Origin of the sequence: Enterococcus sp. DIV0724b (assembly GCF_050531475.1) — a bacterium.
GTDB classification, from domain to species: Bacteria; Bacillota; Bacilli; order Lactobacillales; family Enterococcaceae; genus Enterococcus_L; species Enterococcus_L haemoperoxidus.
In genome coordinates this window covers 1379055-1397421 of sequence record NZ_CP172890.1, presented here as the reverse complement: position 1 = coordinate 1397421, position 18367 = coordinate 1379055, and the positions used below count along the sequence as shown (strand labels likewise).

14 protein-coding genes and 1 riboswitch are annotated in these 18367 nt (G+C 35.7%); of the genes, 2 read left to right on the top strand and 12 right to left on the bottom strand.

Annotated elements, in window-relative coordinates:
- Nucleotides 1-17: 17 nt before the first annotated feature.
- The 6 genes from dnaJ to mgtA form a co-directional block, all read right to left on the bottom strand.
- The gene (gene dnaJ, locus IGJ02_RS06470; protein ID WP_010761010.1) at nucleotides 18-1184 is read right to left on the bottom strand and encodes a molecular chaperone DnaJ; all 1167 of its coding nucleotides are present in this window, start codon (nucleotides 1182-1184) and stop codon (nucleotides 18-20) included.
- Nucleotides 1185-1385: 201 nt separating this feature from the next.
- Nucleotides 1386-3215, bottom strand: a complete 1830-nt coding sequence (gene dnaK, locus IGJ02_RS06465) for a molecular chaperone DnaK (RefSeq protein WP_010761009.1) — start codon at nucleotides 3213-3215, stop codon at nucleotides 1386-1388.
- A gap of 68 nt (nucleotides 3216-3283) precedes the next feature.
- Nucleotides 3284-3856 carry a nucleotide exchange factor GrpE gene (gene grpE, locus IGJ02_RS06460; protein WP_430603717.1) on the bottom strand — a complete coding sequence of 191 codons (573 nt, stop codon included), beginning with the start codon at nucleotides 3854-3856 and terminating at the stop codon, nucleotides 3284-3286.
- A 41-nt stretch (nucleotides 3857-3897) separates the two neighbouring features.
- A complete protein-coding gene (gene hrcA / locus IGJ02_RS06455; RefSeq protein ID WP_010761007.1) occupies nucleotides 3898-4935 on the bottom strand; it encodes a heat-inducible transcriptional repressor HrcA in 1038 nt (345 codons plus the stop codon).
- A 196-nt stretch (nucleotides 4936-5131) separates the two neighbouring features.
- On the bottom strand, nucleotides 5132-6289 hold the full coding sequence (gene hemW / locus IGJ02_RS06450) for a radical SAM family heme chaperone HemW (RefSeq protein ID WP_430603715.1): 1158 nt from the start codon (nucleotides 6287-6289) through the stop codon (nucleotides 5132-5134).
- A 225-nt stretch (nucleotides 6290-6514) separates the two neighbouring features.
- The gene (gene mgtA / locus IGJ02_RS06445; protein ID WP_430603714.1) at nucleotides 6515-9175 is read right to left on the bottom strand and encodes a magnesium-translocating P-type ATPase; all 2661 of its coding nucleotides are present in this window, start codon (nucleotides 9173-9175) and stop codon (nucleotides 6515-6517) included.
- A 117-nt stretch (nucleotides 9176-9292) separates the two neighbouring features.
- Nucleotides 9293-9463, bottom strand: a riboswitch (M-box (ykoK) riboswitch).
- A 618-nt stretch (nucleotides 9464-10081) separates the two neighbouring features.
- On the opposite strand from mgtA, the gene IGJ02_RS06440 reads away from it, so the two are divergent.
- Together IGJ02_RS06440 and IGJ02_RS06435 are read left to right on the top strand one after the other, a co-directional pair.
- On the top strand, nucleotides 10082-10963 hold the full coding sequence (locus IGJ02_RS06440; protein WP_010761004.1) for a LysR family transcriptional regulator: 882 nt from the start codon (nucleotides 10082-10084) through the stop codon (nucleotides 10961-10963).
- A gap of 26 nt (nucleotides 10964-10989) precedes the next feature.
- The gene (locus IGJ02_RS06435) at nucleotides 10990-11883 is read left to right on the top strand and encodes a LysR family transcriptional regulator (RefSeq protein WP_430603712.1); all 894 of its coding nucleotides are present in this window, start codon (nucleotides 10990-10992) and stop codon (nucleotides 11881-11883) included.
- A 152-nt stretch (nucleotides 11884-12035) separates the two neighbouring features.
- On the opposite strand, the gene IGJ02_RS06430 is transcribed toward IGJ02_RS06435, so the two are convergent.
- The 6 genes from IGJ02_RS06430 to rbfA form a co-directional block, all read right to left on the bottom strand.
- Nucleotides 12036-12257, bottom strand: coding sequence for a hypothetical protein (locus IGJ02_RS06430; protein ID WP_430603711.1), 222 nt, complete (start codon nucleotides 12255-12257; stop codon nucleotides 12036-12038).
- 187 nt (nucleotides 12258-12444) lie between these two features.
- Nucleotides 12445-13392: a riboflavin biosynthesis protein RibF gene (ribF, locus tag IGJ02_RS06425; protein WP_430603709.1), complete on the bottom strand. Its 948-nt coding sequence runs from the start codon at nucleotides 13390-13392 to the stop codon at nucleotides 12445-12447.
- A 17-nt stretch (nucleotides 13393-13409) separates the two neighbouring features.
- Nucleotides 13410-14330 (bottom strand): tRNA pseudouridine(55) synthase TruB, encoded by a 921-nt coding sequence (gene truB / locus IGJ02_RS06420; RefSeq protein ID WP_430603708.1) that lies wholly within the window; start codon nucleotides 14328-14330, stop codon nucleotides 13410-13412.
- A gap of 185 nt (nucleotides 14331-14515) precedes the next feature.
- A complete protein-coding gene (locus IGJ02_RS06415; RefSeq protein ID WP_430603706.1) occupies nucleotides 14516-15772 on the bottom strand; it encodes a coiled-coil domain-containing protein in 1257 nt (418 codons plus the stop codon).
- 282 nt (nucleotides 15773-16054) lie between these two features.
- Nucleotides 16055-17503 (bottom strand): lectin-like domain-containing protein, encoded by a 1449-nt coding sequence (locus IGJ02_RS06410; RefSeq protein WP_430603704.1) that lies wholly within the window; start codon nucleotides 17501-17503, stop codon nucleotides 16055-16057.
- 497 nt (nucleotides 17504-18000) lie between these two features.
- Nucleotides 18001-18351 (bottom strand): 30S ribosome-binding factor RbfA, encoded by a 351-nt coding sequence (gene rbfA / locus IGJ02_RS06405; protein WP_010760997.1) that lies wholly within the window; start codon nucleotides 18349-18351, stop codon nucleotides 18001-18003.
- Nucleotides 18352-18367 lie beyond the last annotated feature (16 nt).

Here is an 18367-nt window from a genome sequence, read left to right as displayed (position 1 = left end):
TGAAAAGCTTTTTCACTTTATTTCTTTTTCTTACCGCCAAAAGCGTCTTTCATCTTATCAAAAAAACCTTCTTCTTGCTGTTCACTTACGGTCTGACCGCCAGCTTTAGCAAATGTACGTAATGCTTCTTTTTGCTCATCATTCAAGTTTTTTGGTGTAATGATCTTAACTTTTACATGCTGGTCACCATTTGCGCCGCCGCGTAGGCGTGGTGCACCCTTACCGCGTAAACGGAAGTTTGTTTCCGTTTGAGTACCAGCAGGTATTTTTAATTTTACATCGCCGTGAACAGTCGGTACTTTGACTTCGTCACCGAGTGCAGCTTGCACAAAACTTAATGGTAAATCGTAGTAAATTTCAGATCCTTCACGGTCAAAAATATTGCTGTCTTCTACGCTGAATACAACATATAAATCACCATATGGTCCACCGTTCATTCCAGCTTCCCCTTGATTTGCCAAACGCATTTGTTGTCCGTCTTCTACTCCAGCTGGAACATTGACCTTGACTTTATGCGCTTTTTTCTCATGTCCAGTTCCATGACATGTTGGACATGGATCTTTGATTTCTTTACCAGTACCATGACAAACATCACATGTTTGTCGGCTCATCACACGACCAAGTGGTGTTTGACGTTCAACATTGATTGAACCAGAACCGTGACACTTGTGACAAGTCTCTGGATGAGTACCTGGTTTTGCGCCATTGCCTCCACAAGTTTCGCAATTATCTTCGCGATTGTACTTAATTTCTTTTTCAACACCAAAAATCGCTTCTTCAAATTTTAGGTTAACTGTATACTGTAAATCAGATCCCTGTCTTGGTGCAGTCGGATCAACACTACGAGAGCCACCGCCAAAGAATGAATCGAAAATATCTTCAAATCCACCAAAGCCGCTACCTCCACTAAACCCGCCGCCGCCAAAACCACCGAAACCACCGGCACCGCCGTAGTTTGGATCAGTTCCAGCATGACCATATTGATCATACGCTGCTTTCTTTTGAGGATCACTCAATACTTCATACGCCTCAGAAACTTCTTTAAATTTATCTTCAGCATCTGCTTCTTTATTGATATCCGGATGATATTGCTTGGAAAGCTTACGGTAAGCTTTTTTTATTTCGTCATCTGAAGCACCTTTAGCAAGGCCTAGCACTTCATAATAATCTCTTTTCGTAGCCATTAGTTCCCCTCCAACTATTATTCCATTTATTCTAAAATAGGATCGACGCCAACTTATTTGTATAAAAACATCGTTGTAATCATACCACAAATCAAACAAAAGAAAAATAGCTTCCCCCTGATTTGCTCTCTAATTTTCTCTACAAATAAAGATAGGCAAAGACCAAAGCGATGACTTTGGTCTTTGCCAGCTTGTTAACGATTATTTATCGTCGCCTTCTACTTCTTCAAAGTCAGCATCTACAACATCATCTGCTCCACCTTGTGCAGCTTCAGGATTTTCTTGCGCTTGTTGTTGCGCTGCTTGTTCATAAAGTTTTACCGTTAAGTTTTGAACGATTTCGTTTAATGAATCACGTTTTTCTTTCATTTGTTCGATATCATTCGCTTCAACAGCTGCTTTTAACTCATCACGAGCATCTTCAGCTTTTTTCACTTCGTCTGCGTCTACTTTGCCTTCTAATTCTTTCAATGTTTTATCAACAGTGAATAACAAGGCATCAACGTCATTACGTAAGTCAACTTCTTCTTTACGTGCTTTATCCGCTTCAGCATTAGATTCGGCATCTTTAACCATACGTTCGATTTCATCATCTGATAAACCTGATGAAGATTTGATTGTGATAGTTTGCTCTTTTTGAGTTCCTAAATCTTTGGCACGTACGTTTACGATACCATTTTTATCGATATCAAAACTTACTTCGATTTGAGGCACACCACGAGGAGCGGCTGGAATATCTGTTAATTGGAAACGACCTAATGTTTTATTATCAGCAGCCATTGGACGTTCACCTTGTAATACATGAATATCTACAGCTGGTTGATTATCAGCGGCTGTTGAGAATGTTTGAGATTTACTTGTTGGAATCGTAGTATTACGATCGATCAACTTAGTAAATACGCCACCCATAGTTTCGATACCTAATGATAATGGTGTTACGTCTAATAACACAACGTCTTTCACATCACCTGTGATAACCCCACCTTGAATTGCAGCACCCATTGCGACTACTTCATCAGGGTTAACTGATTTGTTTGGTTCTTTGTTTGTTTCTTTACGAACAGCTTCTACAACAGCTGGGATACGTGTAGATCCACCAACCAAGATTACTTCATCGATTTCAGATGGGTTCAAACCAGCATCTTTCAAAGCTTGACGTACAGGTGTTTTTGTACGTTCTACTAAATCACTTGTTAATTCATCAAATTTAGCACGAGTTAAGTTCATTTCTAAGTGTAATGGACCAGCGTCTCCTGCTGTGATAAATGGTAAGCTGATTTGTGTTGAAGTAACACCTGATAAATCTTTTTTCGCTTTTTCAGCAGCGTCTTTCAAACGTTGAACAGCCATTTTATCTTTAGATAAGTCAACACCGTTTTCTTTTTTGAATTCTGCTACCATGTAGTCGATGATTTTGTTATCAAAGTCATCTCCACCTAATTCGTTATCTCCGGCAGTTGATAACACGTCGAATACGCCATCACCTAATTCAAGGATCGATACGTCAAATGTACCTCCACCAAGGTCAAACACTAACACTTTTTCGTCTTTATCTGTTTTGTCTAAACCATAAGCTAATGCAGCAGCTGTTGGTTCGTTAACAATACGTTCTACTTCTAAACCAGCAATTTTACCAGCGTCTTTTGTTGCTTGACGTTGTGCATCATTGAAGTAAGCAGGAACAGTAATAACTGCTTTATCCACTTTTTCACCTAAATAGTCTTCTGCGAAGCCTTTTAAATATTGTAAGATCATTGCAGAAATTTCTTGTGGTGTATAAGATTTGCCATCTGCTTCTACTTTATAACCTGCTTCGCCCATATGACGTTTGATTGAGGCAATTGTATGTGGGTTAGTTACTGCTTGACGTTTTGCCACTTCACCTACTTGAATTTCACCATTTTTAAAAGATACTACTGAAGGGGTTGTGCGGTTACCTTCTGGATTTGCAATAATTTTTGCTTCTCCGCCTTCTAATACTGCAACTGCTGAGTTTGTTGTTCCTAAGTCAATACCAATAATTTTACTCATAATTAATGTTCTCCTATCTTCTATTTTAATTTTTTTCAATTTATATTATACAAACATATTTTATGCTGCTACTGAGCAACAATAACCATGCTTGCTCGTAAAACACGATCATGTAACTTATAACCTTTTTGTAAGACTTCAACGATTGTATCTGCAGGTGTTTCGTCACTTGCTGGAATCGTTTGAACTGCTTGATGTAGATTAGGATCAAATACTTCGCCCATTGTTGGGATTTCTTCGATTCCTTCGTCTTTTAATGCAGCTTGTAAACTTTCAAGAACCATTGAAATACCTTTTTTCAAACTTGTACCTTGTTCATCATCAACTTCGATTGCCATCGCACGTTCAAGGTTATCAAGTGACGGCAATATTTTTTTGCCTAAATCTTGTGATCGATAGCGTACAAGCAACTCGCGCTCATTTTTGAAGCGATTGCTCATATTGGCAATTTCAGCACGTGCTCTTAAAAATTTGTCTTCCATTTCTGACAATTCAGCTTGAGCTTTTTCTAATTCTGTCATCTCAGCTTCTGTTTCAGAAACACCAGAATCGTCAATTGCTTCCATATGTTCTTCGTGTTCTTCATGAATTTCTTCGTTTGTCTCTTCTTTATTACTCACTCTGGCAACTTCCCTTCTCATTTCCGTAGAATTATTAGAATTCTATATTTTCAACTTTTTACTTACTCATCTAGAAAACGATAATAAGCACCAAGTTTTGACGCTAATTCATTGCGGAAAACATCCACTAAACCAAACATTTTTGAATATGGCATACTTGTCGGTCCTAATAAAGCAATAGTTCCTTTACCGTGCCCTGTTACTTCATATGTCGCGGTAATCATACTCATATTATCCAATAGATTATTTCCTATTTCTGAGCCGATACGAATCGCAATTGGGGAGTCCGCTTCAGCTGTTAACAAATGCGTGATAGCATCTGTATTTTGCATAAATGAATAAACTGATTTTAATTGATCGATATCTTGTTTCACACCAAAATCTAATACATTCATGCGGCCACTGACAAATACTTTCTCTTCAAATGCATGACCTAACATTGCATCGAATAAATTCATCATGCCGTCTGGTGTTTGAAAATAACGGTGTAAAATCATTGGAATTTCTGTTCTCAAGCGATGATAAACCGTTAATAATGGTTGTCCCACAAGCTTGTCGTTTATGATTTGCGTCATTTTCTCTAGATCTTGGCTGGAAACGGAAGCAGGTATTGCAAACACTTGGCTTTCTACATTTCCTTTATCTGTTACGATAACCGCTATGATTTGTCGGTCATTTAAAGGAACAATCCGAAAACCTGTTAGTTTCCGTTCTTTCACCTCAGGACCTAACGAAAAAGCTGTGTAACTAGTCAGGTCAGAAAGGATTTCAGCGGATTGTTCAATGATGTCATTGATCTCATGAAACTCTTTTCCAAAGGAATGACGAATTGTTTCTAATTCATCATGTGCAACTTGTGTTGGACTTAGTAAATGATCCACGTAATAGCGATAACCATCCATTGAAGGAATTCGGCCAGAAGACGAATGTGTCTTCAATAGTAAACCGTGTTCTTCTAAAGCCTTCATATCATTACGAATCGTTGCAGAGCTTGACTTAATTCCATCTTCCATCAACTTCTTTGATCCCACAGGTGTTCCTGTATTCGTGTATTCTTGGATGATAAGTCGCAAAATATTCTTTTGTCTTTCAGTTATCATAGTTACCACCCTTCATTAGCACTCATGTTATTCAAGTGCTAATACAATTATTAATATATCAAGTTCCTTTAAAATTGTCAAGAGAAAAACAATCTTTTTTAGCACTCTTTATGACTGAGTGCTAAAAAAAAGACGAGAGTCGTTCAAACTCTCGCCTCACTCTATAGAATCCATCCCAACAATCGTTTTTTTAAGTTCACTCTTTCTCAATAAGAAATTCTTCAAATACATCATTCCCTACAAAAAGTCCCTGTTCGGTAAGTTGGATATGACTGGCATTTTCCAATAATAATCCTTTTTGAACCAGATTAGGAATCGTTTCTTTGTAAACCTGATCCAATGATAAACCAAATTTTTCTTTAAAACGCTCTTTTGAAACACCTGACATTTTTCGTAAACCCAAAAAAAGTTCTTCTTCCATTTGATTATTCAATGTCAAAATCTCTGTTTCAACTGTGGGCAGCTGATTTTCTTTTAATGGTTTTAGATAATGTTGAATCGGGCCATGGTTACGATACCTTGTATGTCCTAAATAACCGCTGGCACCTGCTCCGAATCCATAATAGTGATCATTGTTCCAGTAAACTAAATTATGCTGGCTTTCTTGTCCCTTTAAAGCAAAATTACTTACTTCATATTGATGTCGCCCTGCCTTTTCCATCGCAATAATCGTTTCTTCAAACATTTGCGCTTCAACATCTTGATCTGGCAACTGCAAGCGACCTTGTCGAACCCAGTTCATAAACATCGTTTTATTTTCCAAAATCAAAGAATATAATGAATAGTGAGGTAAATCAAGTTCAATCGCTCGTTTCAAGGTATCTCTAAATCCTTCTAGCGTTTGGCCCGGCAATGCATAAATTAGATCAATACTCACATTTAGAAAATCTTCTTTTTCCAAAAGTTTCATCGTTTCATAAACATCTTCTGCAGTATGCTTACGTCCGATTTTTTTAAGCAATTTATTATCAAATGTCTGAACCCCCATAGACAAACGATTTATGCCATATTCTTTCATCACATGCAGCTTTTCTTGTGTTAAATCACCAGGATTTGCTTCTATTGTAAATTCATTTGTCTTATCGATTGGTAGTAACTCCCGCACGCCTTTTAGCAATACATCCAGTTGCTTAGCCGATAAAGAGGTTGGCGTTCCACCTCCTATGTAAATCGTTTCCGTTGTCTTGCTAGGATATTGATCTTTGGTCAAACGAATTTCCTTTAAAAGACTTTGAATATATTCACCAACTGGTTGTCCTTCCAAAAAGACTTTATTAAAGTCACAGTAAAAACAGATGTGTTCACAAAATGGGATATGTATGTAAGCTGAAATCTTAGTATTATCGTTTTCCAATTTTTTTATTCCTCCAATTTAGAAGACTTCTATTCTACTTGCTATTATATAGAAGACGTCTCTTATCTTACCATATCCCAACATAAAATGTTCTAATTTGATTCAATAAATTCTGCTTCCCTATTCAAGTAACACTATTGATAAACACGTATAAAAAAAGACACCTTGATCCTGCTAAAGAAGCAAAGGTGTCTTATTGTATTATAGTTACAAAAAACTTTTTGACTACAGTAACTCTTGATATTTCCTCATATAAATCTTTTTGATCACAGTTACTAAAAGTAAATAAGCAACGATTGTTGGAATCAGATAGAAGAAGTAGTTACCTGGTAATGGAGCAAACCCGATACTAGCACCTAAATTTGTAAATGGTAAAATAGTCCCAATTAAAATCCCAATCGAAGTAACCAGTGTCAAGATGCCAGAGGCTCTACTTTGAAGGAATGGTATCTTCGGCGTCCTCAAGACATGAAGTACCAACATTTGTGACCATAGCGACTCGATAAACCAGCCAGCATGAAAAATAGCGATAAATAGTAGTTTTTTATCCGCTGTTAATGAGAAGAACCCACCACCTAAAATTGCAGGGCAAATAATAAAGTACATAAATAAATACGTTACGATATCAAAAATAGAACTTGTTGGTCCAAACCATCTCATGAATGAACCAATCGATTTTGCTTCCCATTTTTTAGGCTTTTCTACATACTCTGCATCCACATTATCCCAAGGAACAGACATGCATGATGTATCGTAAATCAAATTCAAAAAGAGTGATTGAATCGGCGCTACTGGTAGAAATGGTAAAAAGATACTTGCAGGAATAACAGAAAATACATTACCAAAATTTGAACTTGCAGTCATTTTGATATACTTCATTGTATTACTAAAAACTCTGCGGCCAGAAATGATTCCTTTTTCTAAAACCATCAAGTCTTTTTGTAATAAAATGACATCTGCCGATTCTTTGGCAATGTCGACAGCTGTATCGACAGAAATGCCCACATCTGACACCTTCATCGCTCCAGCATCATTGATCCCATCTCCCATAAACCCAACTGTTTGTTCATTTTTTTTCAGTGCTTTAACAATTTTTGTTTTTTGATCAGGGGTTACTTTTGTGAAAATATTGTATTCATTAACTGTTTGTTCTAATTCGGTATCAGAAAGTTTAGCAAGAGCTGAACCATTGATCATTTTTTCAGCACCAAGACCGACTTCTTTACAGACTGAACGGGTAACTAACTCATTATCGCCTGTTAAGATTTTCACTGAAACTCCGTTATTTTTCAATGCTTTAATGGCTGCAGATGCGGTTTCTTTAGGTGGATCTAAGAACGCTAGATATCCTTGTAAAATCAGTTCTCTTTCGTCTTCAACTGAATAGTCATCTAATTGATTATTGACTTCCTTATCCGCAATTGCTAACACGCGCAAACCATCTTCATTTAATTCGTTTACTGTTTTTAATACTTGTTTTTTTATTTTGGGTGTTATCGGAACAATCTCTCCGTGCTGATTGATATGCGTACATGCTTGCAGCATCTCTTCAACTGCTCCTTTAGTGATCAAGAAGCTTTGATTTGATCTTCTATTTTTAATCACCACACTCATTCTTCTACGGTTAAAGTCAAACGGAATTTCATCGATTTTAAAGTAGTCCTCTTCGTCAATGGATAATTCTTTTGATGTCGCTTCAATGATTGCTTTATCGATCAAATTACGAAGACCCGTTTGAAAATAACTATTTAAAAAGGCTGATTGCAACACTTCTCGATCTTCTTGACATGACGTATTGTAATGATATTCTAAAATCACCTTATCTTGGGTTAATGTCCCCGTCTTATCTGTACATAAAATATCCATGGCACCAAAGTTTTGAATGGCATTGACGTTTTTCATGATCGTGCCCTCTTTTGCCATATCTCTAGAGCCTTTAACTAAATTAGTCGTAACAATCATTGGTAACATTTCTGGCGTAAGACCAACTGCTGTCGCAATCGCAAACATCAACGCTTCACTCCAATTGCCTTTTGTGATGCCATTGATCAAAAAAACTGCTGGTGTAATGACCATCATAAAACGAATCAACAACCAAGTCGTTTTATTCACACCTAATTCAAAGCTGGTTTTTTTCTCATCATCCGCTACATCTTGGGCAATTTTTCCAAATAATGTATTGTCACCCACACGAACGACTACACCTACTCCGCTACCACTAACTACATTACTTCCTAAAAATAGTAGATTTTCATAATCTGTTTGGTTATTATTGGTTGAAACAAAATTTTTAACTTTTTTTTCAACTGGGAAACTTTCACCCGTCATAGCTGATTGTGATACAAATAAGTCTTTTGCATGAATCAAACGAAGGTCTGCTGGAATCATATCTCCAGCTGAAAGTTTCACTAAATCCCCACAAACTACTTGATCCATAGGAATTTCCATTTCTTTATTTTCTCTAGTGACTGTTGCAGTGATTTGGATCATATTTTGTAGTTTATTGACAGCGTTACTGGACTTAACCGATTGGACTAATGTCATAGTGCCACTCAATAAAACCATAACAAGCATGATCAAAACGCCGGCAATATCTTTTTCACTTGGCTCCGCATAGACATATTCGGTAAAAAACGAAATGGTTGCCAGAATCATTAATACCACAGTAAACGGTGTGACATAAGATTTTATGACAGTATAGACAATTGATTTCTTTTTATCATCCGTGATTTTATTGACGCCAAACTGTTCTTTTGAACGCTGGACTTCTCTGGCTTTCAACCCATCCCACGAAGAGGAAAAACTTTCTAAGACTTTATCAATAGATAGATTTGCTAATTTTTGATAAGCTTTTTCATGGATCATGTTCTTCATTTCTTTTTGCATCTGGATTATCCTCTTTTCTTTTCGTTGATTTCTGCTTGATCGAACTATCTTCTGGCACCTTAACCACATCCTTTCCACACAAAAAGAGCGCACTGAAAACTCAGCCCGCTTTGCCGTGAGTCTTCGTAATCGTTGAGTTTTGGCACTGTACAACGTAAAAAGCATCTGCTTTTAGCTACCTTAAGAAAAGCCTTCGTTCGACAATTCCTGTTCTACCCATTGGCGTCTCTCGACATTTTTGGGCAGTAGCCTGTGTTTGTATAGGAGCCTCACCTAACAAGAAGAATTACACTGTTATTCTAATGATTTATACTAGTATTTTATAGACTAAAAAAATTATATAGCTATAACTTTTTTTGAATGTAGTTTTAATAAGTCTTTAGATTTATGCGAAATCATTAAGAAAAAAGAATATATTTATAAATAAAACTGAATAGTCTTTTTTTATGTTTTTATTTATGATAGTTGTATAAACGAACTTCCCAACTTCGTTTATGCATAAATCCATACTCCTTTTTACAAAGTAAACTCTGATAAATCCCACTTCGTCTTTCCTGCGAGGTGGGATTTATGGTCTCAATGATTTTTATACCTGATTACCTAAAAAGGAATACCACTATAAGTAAAATGAAATAGTTTAACTTTGTCTTCAAGTCTATAATGAATGAGTAAATAACTTATTTACAGTGCATAAGCAAAAAAGTTCATCATTTTTTTATCAGTTAGAATATACTGATAGAAGCTCTTTCAATTGGTTTGCTATCACCAATTGAAGGGGCCTTTTCCTTTTTCATTTAATGTACTATTAATTTTTTATTTAGTTTTAAAAAAAAACAACTATTTCAGAAAAAATTATTTTATCTTGTAAGAGACGAGTTTTTTTATTCGAATGAAGGGGATGAGCAAATGAAACTAAAACATTTAGATTATTTTTTAGCATTATGTAAAAATAAAAGCTTCACAAAAACTTCAGAAGAATTAGGCATCTCTCAACCTTATTTAAGCACTCATATTCGAGAATTAGAGCAGGAATTGAATGCACAATTAATAACTAGAGATTACGGTAATAATACGTTAACACCTGAAGGGATGGTTTTAAAAAAAAGAGGGGAAAATATTTTTCACGAGTTTGAAATGGCTATTGATGAAATTAATCAGCTTGTTCATAGTGGCGAAACTGCACTTATCAGAATTGGAACTAATTTGGCTGACACTGATTATCTAATGGCAAAATTATTAACTGACTTTCACACGAACTATCCTTCTGTTTCAATCGATTATTGCTATTATAACAATCTAGAAGAAGTTTTGGAAAAAGGAGAAATTGATATAGCAATCGGAATCCTCTCTGAAACAAATCCTAAGATAATGAGTGACTTAATTTTATCTGAATCATATGTGCTTTTTATCAGTAATAACAACAAATTTTCTGACTTAGATGAAGTCTCAGCGGAGCATTTACTTCAAATCCCGCTAATAAATTATTCCAATCAAATTTATGAAAAAATAGTAATTGATTCTTGGATAGAAACAGCTCATCCTAAACTTAAATACAATCATCATTATGAACTACCTTCAACAATATCCATTTTAAACTTAGTCGATCAAGACTTTGGTGTAGCGCTTTTACCATACTCCTTAACAGATTCACTTCCTAATTACTTGAATGTTAATTCTGTTGAAATCATCGATGGGCCTTTTAGAAATATTTCTATTGGTTATGCCTCAAGTTTTACACGTTCTAAGACACATGACTATCTAATAAAGCAACTTCAATTTATCTTTTAATTTCCCATTGAAAGGAGCACGAAATCATGGAATTAACTCATTTAAATTACTTTTTGGCCCTCTGCGAACAAAAACAATTTACTAGAGCCAGTGATATACTAGGCATCTCACAAGCTGCACTGAGTAAACAAATAAGAAATCTCGAAGATGAAATCGGCACTTCGCTATTTTATAGAAATGGTTCTGAATGTCAACCTACTCCAGCTGGAAAAATATTGGAAAGACATTGTTGGCGCATCAAACAAGAAATGTACTATATTGGTGAAGAAATCAACGATTTGTCTGATACAGCTGAATCTAACATTACAACGATCAATGTTTCACTTTTTTTAAATGATCTTGAATTCAAATTGAATGATACACTTTCTGCTTTGTTCCGTGAATATAAACAGTTGAGAGTAAATACGATTGTTTCAGACAATATTTTCAAGTCCCTTGAAACATTGGAAACCGATATTGGCATTGGTCCAGCTATAAAGAATGTACCTACAACGATAAATAAAATAGACATTTACTCCAATGAGTACAAAATTATCATGCGCAAAGAGCATCCTATTCTCGAACACCCAACCATCACCCTGGATCTACTTGAGCACTATCCATTTGTATTTTTCAATAAGAGATTCCTTGAGACAAAAACGATTTATGATTGGATGGATACTAATCTTCCTTCGAGGTCTCAAGAGTATGACATTCAAGTCGACACAACTGAATTAATCCTTTATATGGTAAGTAACACGAATACTTTTTCAATCGTTCCTCAGTATCTTGAGTGTCACTTAGATCATTTAGATATCGCCTCGATAAGCCATAATAGCCTGCCTACAAGAGTAATGTCCGTTTATTATCTTAAGAATAAATACATGAACACTCAATTAAAACAAGCATTATCTTCTTTTACAAATACTTCATTTTATTAATTCAAAGAAGCTGAGACATAACTCCAAAAAGTTATCACTCAGCTTCTTTTCGCTTAAAAAACTGGCGAACCCAACCACAACAAACAACTCAAAAAATAAATTAAGAACCATTACATCATTCTACTGTTTTTAGTTCAATGAAGGTTCATCTATCACTTTTTCTTTTTTGTAGTAGATTCTGATGTTTTTTTATCAGTCTCTTTAGAATCGGAAGTTTTGTCCTCTTTATTTTTACTAGATTCTAAAGAACTACTACTTTTTTTCACTTCGGAGGACGTCGGTGTTTCAGATTTATTTTTTTCCGTATTTTTCCCGCATCCTACTAAAGCTAGTGAACACAGCAAGATAGTTGTACCTAAAACGATTTTTTTCATGGATTTCATCCTCCTAAAAATTAGTAAGCAATTATTTTTGCTTATCATTCATTATGACAGATTATAAAATACAAACCATCCTATAATAATTATAGTGCTATTCCGTATACTTAAAAACAATTGATAAACAAAAAAACTGAATAAGTTGCGATCTAAGCGTCGCAACTTATTCAGTCTATCAAACCTATCAACAGTTCTTATTCGAAAAATAATCAGCAGTATCTTGCTCGTCTTGTTTTAACTGTACAATCAAACTTTCTGCGCCATCAAATTTAACTTGATCACGTAAATAATGATTCCAACAAACAGTAACTTGCTCACCATAAATATCTTGATGAAAATCTAAAATATACACTTCTACGGTAAGATCGCGACCGTCACCAAACGTGTCATTATGTCCGATTGAGCCCATACCAATATGCCAATTGTTGCCTACTTGAATTTTCACAGCATAAACACCTATTCTAGGTAAACGCACTGTGCTTTTTACTTTGATATTGGCAGTCGGAAATCCCAATAACCGACCTCTAGCATCCCCGTGAACAACTGTCCCGTCTGTTTCATAGACATAACCTAACAATTCAGTAACACCTTCCATATTCCCATGTTCCATTAGCTCACGAATCCGTGTTGAACTGATTTTAGCACCATCTAACTCTTCTTTACCCACAGTAACAATCTCAAAGCGATTTTTAGCATATCCCGGTAAATGAGCAACATCTGCGATATCTTTAGGACCATAAGTATAATCAAAACCAGACACTGCCACTTTTGCGTGAAGGCCTACAATATATTGATCCACAAATTCTTGCGGGGCTAAATGAGCAAAAGCAGAAGTAAATTCAATCACATATAGAATATCTACCTCTTGTTTTTCCATCAATCGCTCTTTTTGTTCTAAGCTATTCAAATATTTCATATTCTCAGGTAGAACCTTTTGGAAAACGATAGATGGATGCTGGTTAAACGTCATTACTGCCAGCTTTAAGCCTTTTTCTTGTGCAATTTTTTTTGCTGTTTCAATTACTTTTTGATGCCCACGGTGAACCCCATCAAAAAAGCCTAATACCATAACGACCTCATCAGCTGGAATTTGGTCTAAGGTGTATGGATGTCGTATTGGAATGATTTGCATGATAAAACTTCTTTCTATTAATTATTTCTTAGTACCTTGCTAGGTTTTAATATGTTCTGCTTTGTCGGATGTGCCATATATAAACTCACAACTTGGTCTTGATAAAATAGTGCGACTAAATCTTCGGGCATTTCGTTTAAAGATAACTCAGCTGGAGTCAAGCGAACACCATTTTTTACTTTTTGATAAAGTGCAGCGGATAAATCGATTCGCGGAAAATGCTCAATAGCTGTTTCGATCGGTAATAACGTTTCAGAAATCGTATTTTGTTCCATTATTGCTGCAACTTGCGCCAACGTCAAACTTTGCTCAGCAGTCAAACCGCCACTTGCTGTGCGAGTTAAATCAGACATGTGCGCCGGAACCCCTAAAACAAGACCTGTATCTACAGACAACGTTCTAACATAGGTCCCTTTACCGCAAACTACTTTGAAGCGCCAGCTTTGTGTTCCTTTTTCTCTATCAAATTCTGGTTCATTCGTTCGTTCAAAAGAATAAATCATTGCTTTTCTCACTGGACGTTCGACTTCTTCCCCATTTCTAGCATACTCATAGAGGCGTTTGCCGTTGACTTTGACTGCCGAAAACATTGGTGGAATTTGAGTGATCTCGCCTGTCATCGTTTGCATTGCAGCATCAATTTCTTCTGTTGAAAAAGGTTTAGAGAGCGTAACACGTTCAACAGTTTCTCCACTGGCATCTTCCGTTGATGTAGAAAAACCTAGCGTGATTTGTCCTTCATAGGTCTTGCCAGAATCAACCATATATTCAATCACTTTCGTCCCTTTGCCGATACAAATAGGTAAAACACCAGAAACATCTGGGTCAAGTGTACCACCATGACCAATTTTTTTTGTATGTAAAATTTTCCTCAGTTTAAAAACACAGTCATGACTAGTCATGCCCGCTTCTTTCCATAAAGGTAAAATACCGTCCATTGTTTTCCTCCATTAGATTATTAACTCATATATTATAGCATAGAAGACAAAAAATATTCATTTTTTCAAAACTAGTTTTAATAGCTCTAAAGTAGAAGCAACAAAAAACGTGAAGCAAAACAAATTACGTTGTTTTACTTCACGCGACTATGTTAATACAAAATGAACTTAATTCAATCGTATTTTTAAGCAGAATGACCTACAATTACGCCACCAGCATATCCAAATCCAACACGGGTCATTCCAGGATTTAATTCCCAATCTCGGTGACCTGTTCCAGATGGAGATGTCATGTTCGTCTCATTGTACCAAGCCATGATGACAGAGTTTCCTGGAGCAAACATAAATGCAATTACTTCGTCTCCTCTGTTCCAATGATCAGATGGTACTTGGAAATCTTGCATGCTCGCTGCACGGCTACTAGCTGCAGCAGCAAGTCCTGCGTCCCAACTAACTGGACTCAAACCGTGAGCTGCTCGTAAAGAATTTAACGCTTGGAACGTCGCATCACCAGAAGTAACTGGTGGTGTTACAGGGTCAACAGGTTTTTCTGATGGTCCAGTACTTTCTTGATTGCCTGAGTTGTTTCCCTCATTTGGATTACTAGTCGACTCATTCGTCCCACCAGGATTAGATGGTGCTGTAGTTGTCTCTGTAGTACTTTCACTTTGAGTAGTTGTTGTTTCTGTTGCTTTTGAATTATCAGCTTTAGCAGTCTCAACCTTTTTGGCTTCTTTATTTTTCGCTTCATTTGCAAGCTGCGTTTTTAGTGCTTCTTGTTGTTCTTTTAATAATTTGCTTTTTGAGCTTTCAGCACCAGATGTTTCAGCTTCTACCTCAGCTTTTAGAACATTTAAATCAGCTTGTTTAGCAACCAGGTTTTCTTTTTCTTTTTCAAGTTGAACGGTTGCCTTTTCAACATTCGCTAAATTCGTTTGAATAGTTGATTTTTTACTTTCAATAAGGGCTTTATCTTCTTTTTGTTGTTTAACTAAATCATTATTTGCTGTCATAATTGAAGAAATTGCTTGCACCCGGCCGACTGCATCTGTGATTGATTCTGAATTTAAAATCATATCCAAAATTTGAGTCCCTTGTCCATTCACTTGAACATTTCTGCCTTGTTTTTGAATCGCTTCTGTTCTTTTATTGATTCGCACATCTAATGCAGCAATATCTTTTTTTAATTGTTCAGATTCTTTCGTTAATTCTGTTTTTTGTTTATTCAGAGAAATACCTTCATCAAAAATCGAAGAAATTTCTTCTTCTAATGTGGTGATTTGAGCTGCTACACCTTTTTGTTTTTCTTTTAATGCTGAAATTTCTTTATCTTGTTGTTCTATTTTTTTATCAGTTGTCTCAGCTAATGAACTAATCGGTACTATTGTTCCTGCAACTGTAACCATACTAACTATTAATAATGACAAATTCTTTTTCTTCACTATTAACCCTCCATTTTCTTCAACAGTGTCTTTAGTAAGACTTGTACTATAAATAATAGCATAAATTTTATCTATTTGATCGATAAAAATATTACAGTTTCTTTCAATATAGTTACAAAAGTCAATACTGTTACAAAATGCCACCATAAAAGACTCGGGAATCGTTCAAAAAGATACAAAAAAGCCAAAAAGGACGGATCCCATTCAGCTTTTTTTGCTTCTATTAGCATAGAGATTATCAGAAAGGTTACTTTAATACTTTAATTAATCAACTAAACGGTCTCACTTAACAATTTTAGATATATTAATCGAACCAATATATCCAGCACTAAAGTTTTCGACAACGATTAAAGGATTTGTTTCATTTTCGCCAACTTTGAATGTTTGGCTTATTTTATAGTAACCTTTTTCAGATAATTGATCTTTCGAAAGGAAGTTATTAATAATCTCTCTGCTTTCTTTTCCTGATGGATCCTCTTTCAGAGATAATTTCACACGATTGCTTTCTGGTTTTCCATTTTGTGGTTTGATATAGACCGTAGCACGATATTCGGCCCCTTTTTCTAGAGCGTCGATTCCTGTAAAATGTTTATATAAACTAGCATGACTATCAGAATAGAAAGTATAATCTCCCACTAAAGCAGCTTGTGGATCCTTCGACAGTTGAATATCTTGTCCTGAGAACATTTTCCAGCCCGCTGTTTTACCATTTGGCCAAGTGTCATTAATATTGACTTTAACTTTGATTGTTTTTCTAGCTACTTCATTACGACTGTTCTTCACTTCATAAGTCACTTTATAGGTACCTGGAATAGCACTACTTACGTTATTGGAAACCACTTTGATCTTATTGGTTAAATCTCCTATGCTTTGATCCGAGGCTTCTAAACCGATCCTTGCATCAAATGGATCAAATTTTTCGTCTTGTTGAATTTCGATGTTGTTTGCTTTCAATTCCGGTATACTGAGTCTAGCTACTAAGCCTTTTAATTTTACTATTTGCTCGTTACCAATTTTACCCGTTGTTGCGGCTAAGGTAAATGTCGATTCCTGACCTTCGTAAACATTTGGGCCCACTGAGAATACTGCGCCCCCATAATTGTGCCTTAAAGTAATCAATCCACCGCCAAAACTTTGAGTAAAGAAACCAAAATTTTCAGTTTCAGTAGGTAAGGGGATATTTTTCATGCTATTCCCTACTAAATAATCCCCTTTATCTGTCTCAACAAAACCTACATGCGGACCAACAATAGGTGAAATAAGCCCACCATGCTCTGGAATAGCTGGATCAAGGTATGTATTGACTTCAAAACCAAGTCCATTTTTCAACCCTAAAATACCTAAACCGCTACCATTAACTCCAGTTTTGCCAATTTCTCCAATTTCCCCTTGGTGAAAGGCCGCCCCAATCCCATTCCCTCCTTTTGAAGCAGTACCATAGTCAACATCAAAAATGAGGTTCATATTGTTATCTCCAAAAGTCAGTTTTGAGTTCAGCGTGATTGCTCCAAACTGATTTGATTTAGCTTTAGTCAGTCTTACTGTATTGCTATCAATCAATTCGGCATCACCATGAAGCGTAAAGTAATCGGTTAATTCAATATCTTCTAATGTATTGATATCTGTCTTTCGACTATTTTTTTCTTCCCCAAAAACCTCCTGATCCCCTAAAACAAAAACACTACTAGAAAATGCTGCAATGAGCAATGATGATAAAATTAATTTTTTCATACTAAATCTCCCCTTTCAAATTAGTTGAGTGATGATCCTTATTGATTGTTTCTCTAAAGCGGCATACCATTAAAAGAGCTCTCTTTTTTATCTGTCAAACCTATCAGCTCCCCCTCACTTTCTATTTACAAATTAATCGTTATTAATAATCATTAGGTCATAATGACATCCCAAAAAGATAAAATAATTAACTTTATCTAAAATTAATTTTACTATCTTTACAACAACAAAAAAGGTCATAAAAAGGACAATAAGTAACAAAAATGATTATTTTAAACTTATAAACTAAAAATATTTCTACAATAAAAAGGAAATATTACGACAATTTTATAGCTTTTTTGTATATATCAAACCTTAAACATTATCCGTGTTATTGGCTCATTTTGTTCATTTTTGGTTACTAAATTCCATTATATGATTTTTTTAGACAAACTCTTTGTTACACAAAAAAAAGCGTAAAACATAACTACATAACCGTTACGTTTTACGCTTTTATTCTATTCACCTTGATTTAATTTACGAATCAGCTCATCAATATGATTCCCATATTGGACAGATTCATCTTTCTCAAAAATTAGTTCCGGCGTTTTATACAATGTCAAACGTTGGCCTAATTCTTTGCGGATCAATCCTTTGGCTTTATCTAATCCTTGTTGCGCTTTTTGTTGATCAGAAGCTAGATCAGATAACAAACTGTAATAAATCGTCGCTTGTTGCAGATCGCCAGTTACTCGAACATCGGTAATTGTAATATCTTGCACACGTGGGTCTCTGACACGTTTTCTCAATATATCATTGATTTCACGCATGATTTCTTGACCCACTCGACGGTCACGATAATTTGCCATACTGTTTCTCCTTCTC

What these genes read in the sequence shown, in the direction of transcription:
- IGJ02_RS06435 (WP_430603712.1), top strand. Translation starts at nt 10,990, where the DNA reads ATGGAATTAACTCATTTAAATTACTTTTTGGCCCTCTGCGAACAAAAA.
- dnaK (WP_010761009.1), bottom strand. Translation starts at nt 3,215, where the DNA reads ATGAGTAAAATTATTGGTATTGACTTAGGAACAACAAACTCAGCAGTT.
- ribF (WP_430603709.1), bottom strand. Translation starts at nt 13,392, where the DNA reads ATGCAAATCATTCCAATACGACATCCATACACCTTAGACCAAATTCCA.
- rbfA (WP_010760997.1), bottom strand. Translation starts at nt 18,351, where the DNA reads ATGGCAAATTATCGTGACCGTCGAGTGGGTCAAGAAATCATGCGTGAA.
- grpE (WP_430603717.1), bottom strand. Translation starts at nt 3,856, where the DNA reads ATGAGAAGGGAAGTTGCCAGAGTGAGTAATAAAGAAGAGACAAACGAA.
- IGJ02_RS06440 (WP_010761004.1), top strand. Translation starts at nt 10,082, where the DNA reads ATGAAACTAAAACATTTAGATTATTTTTTAGCATTATGTAAAAATAAA.
- IGJ02_RS06410 (WP_430603704.1), bottom strand. Translation starts at nt 17,503, where the DNA reads ATGAAAAAATTAATTTTATCATCATTGCTCATTGCAGCATTTTCTAGT.
- dnaJ (WP_010761010.1), bottom strand. Translation starts at nt 1,184, where the DNA reads ATGGCTACGAAAAGAGATTATTATGAAGTGCTAGGCCTTGCTAAAGGT.
- mgtA (WP_430603714.1), bottom strand. Translation starts at nt 9,175, where the DNA reads ATGCAAAAAGAAATGAAGAACATGATCCATGAAAAAGCTTATCAAAAA.
- hrcA (WP_010761007.1), bottom strand. Translation starts at nt 4,935, where the DNA reads ATGATAACTGAAAGACAAAAGAATATTTTGCGACTTATCATCCAAGAA.
- IGJ02_RS06430 (WP_430603711.1), bottom strand. Translation starts at nt 12,257, where the DNA reads ATGAAAAAAATCGTTTTAGGTACAACTATCTTGCTGTGTTCACTAGCT.
- truB (WP_430603708.1), bottom strand. Translation starts at nt 14,330, where the DNA reads ATGGACGGTATTTTACCTTTATGGAAAGAAGCGGGCATGACTAGTCAT.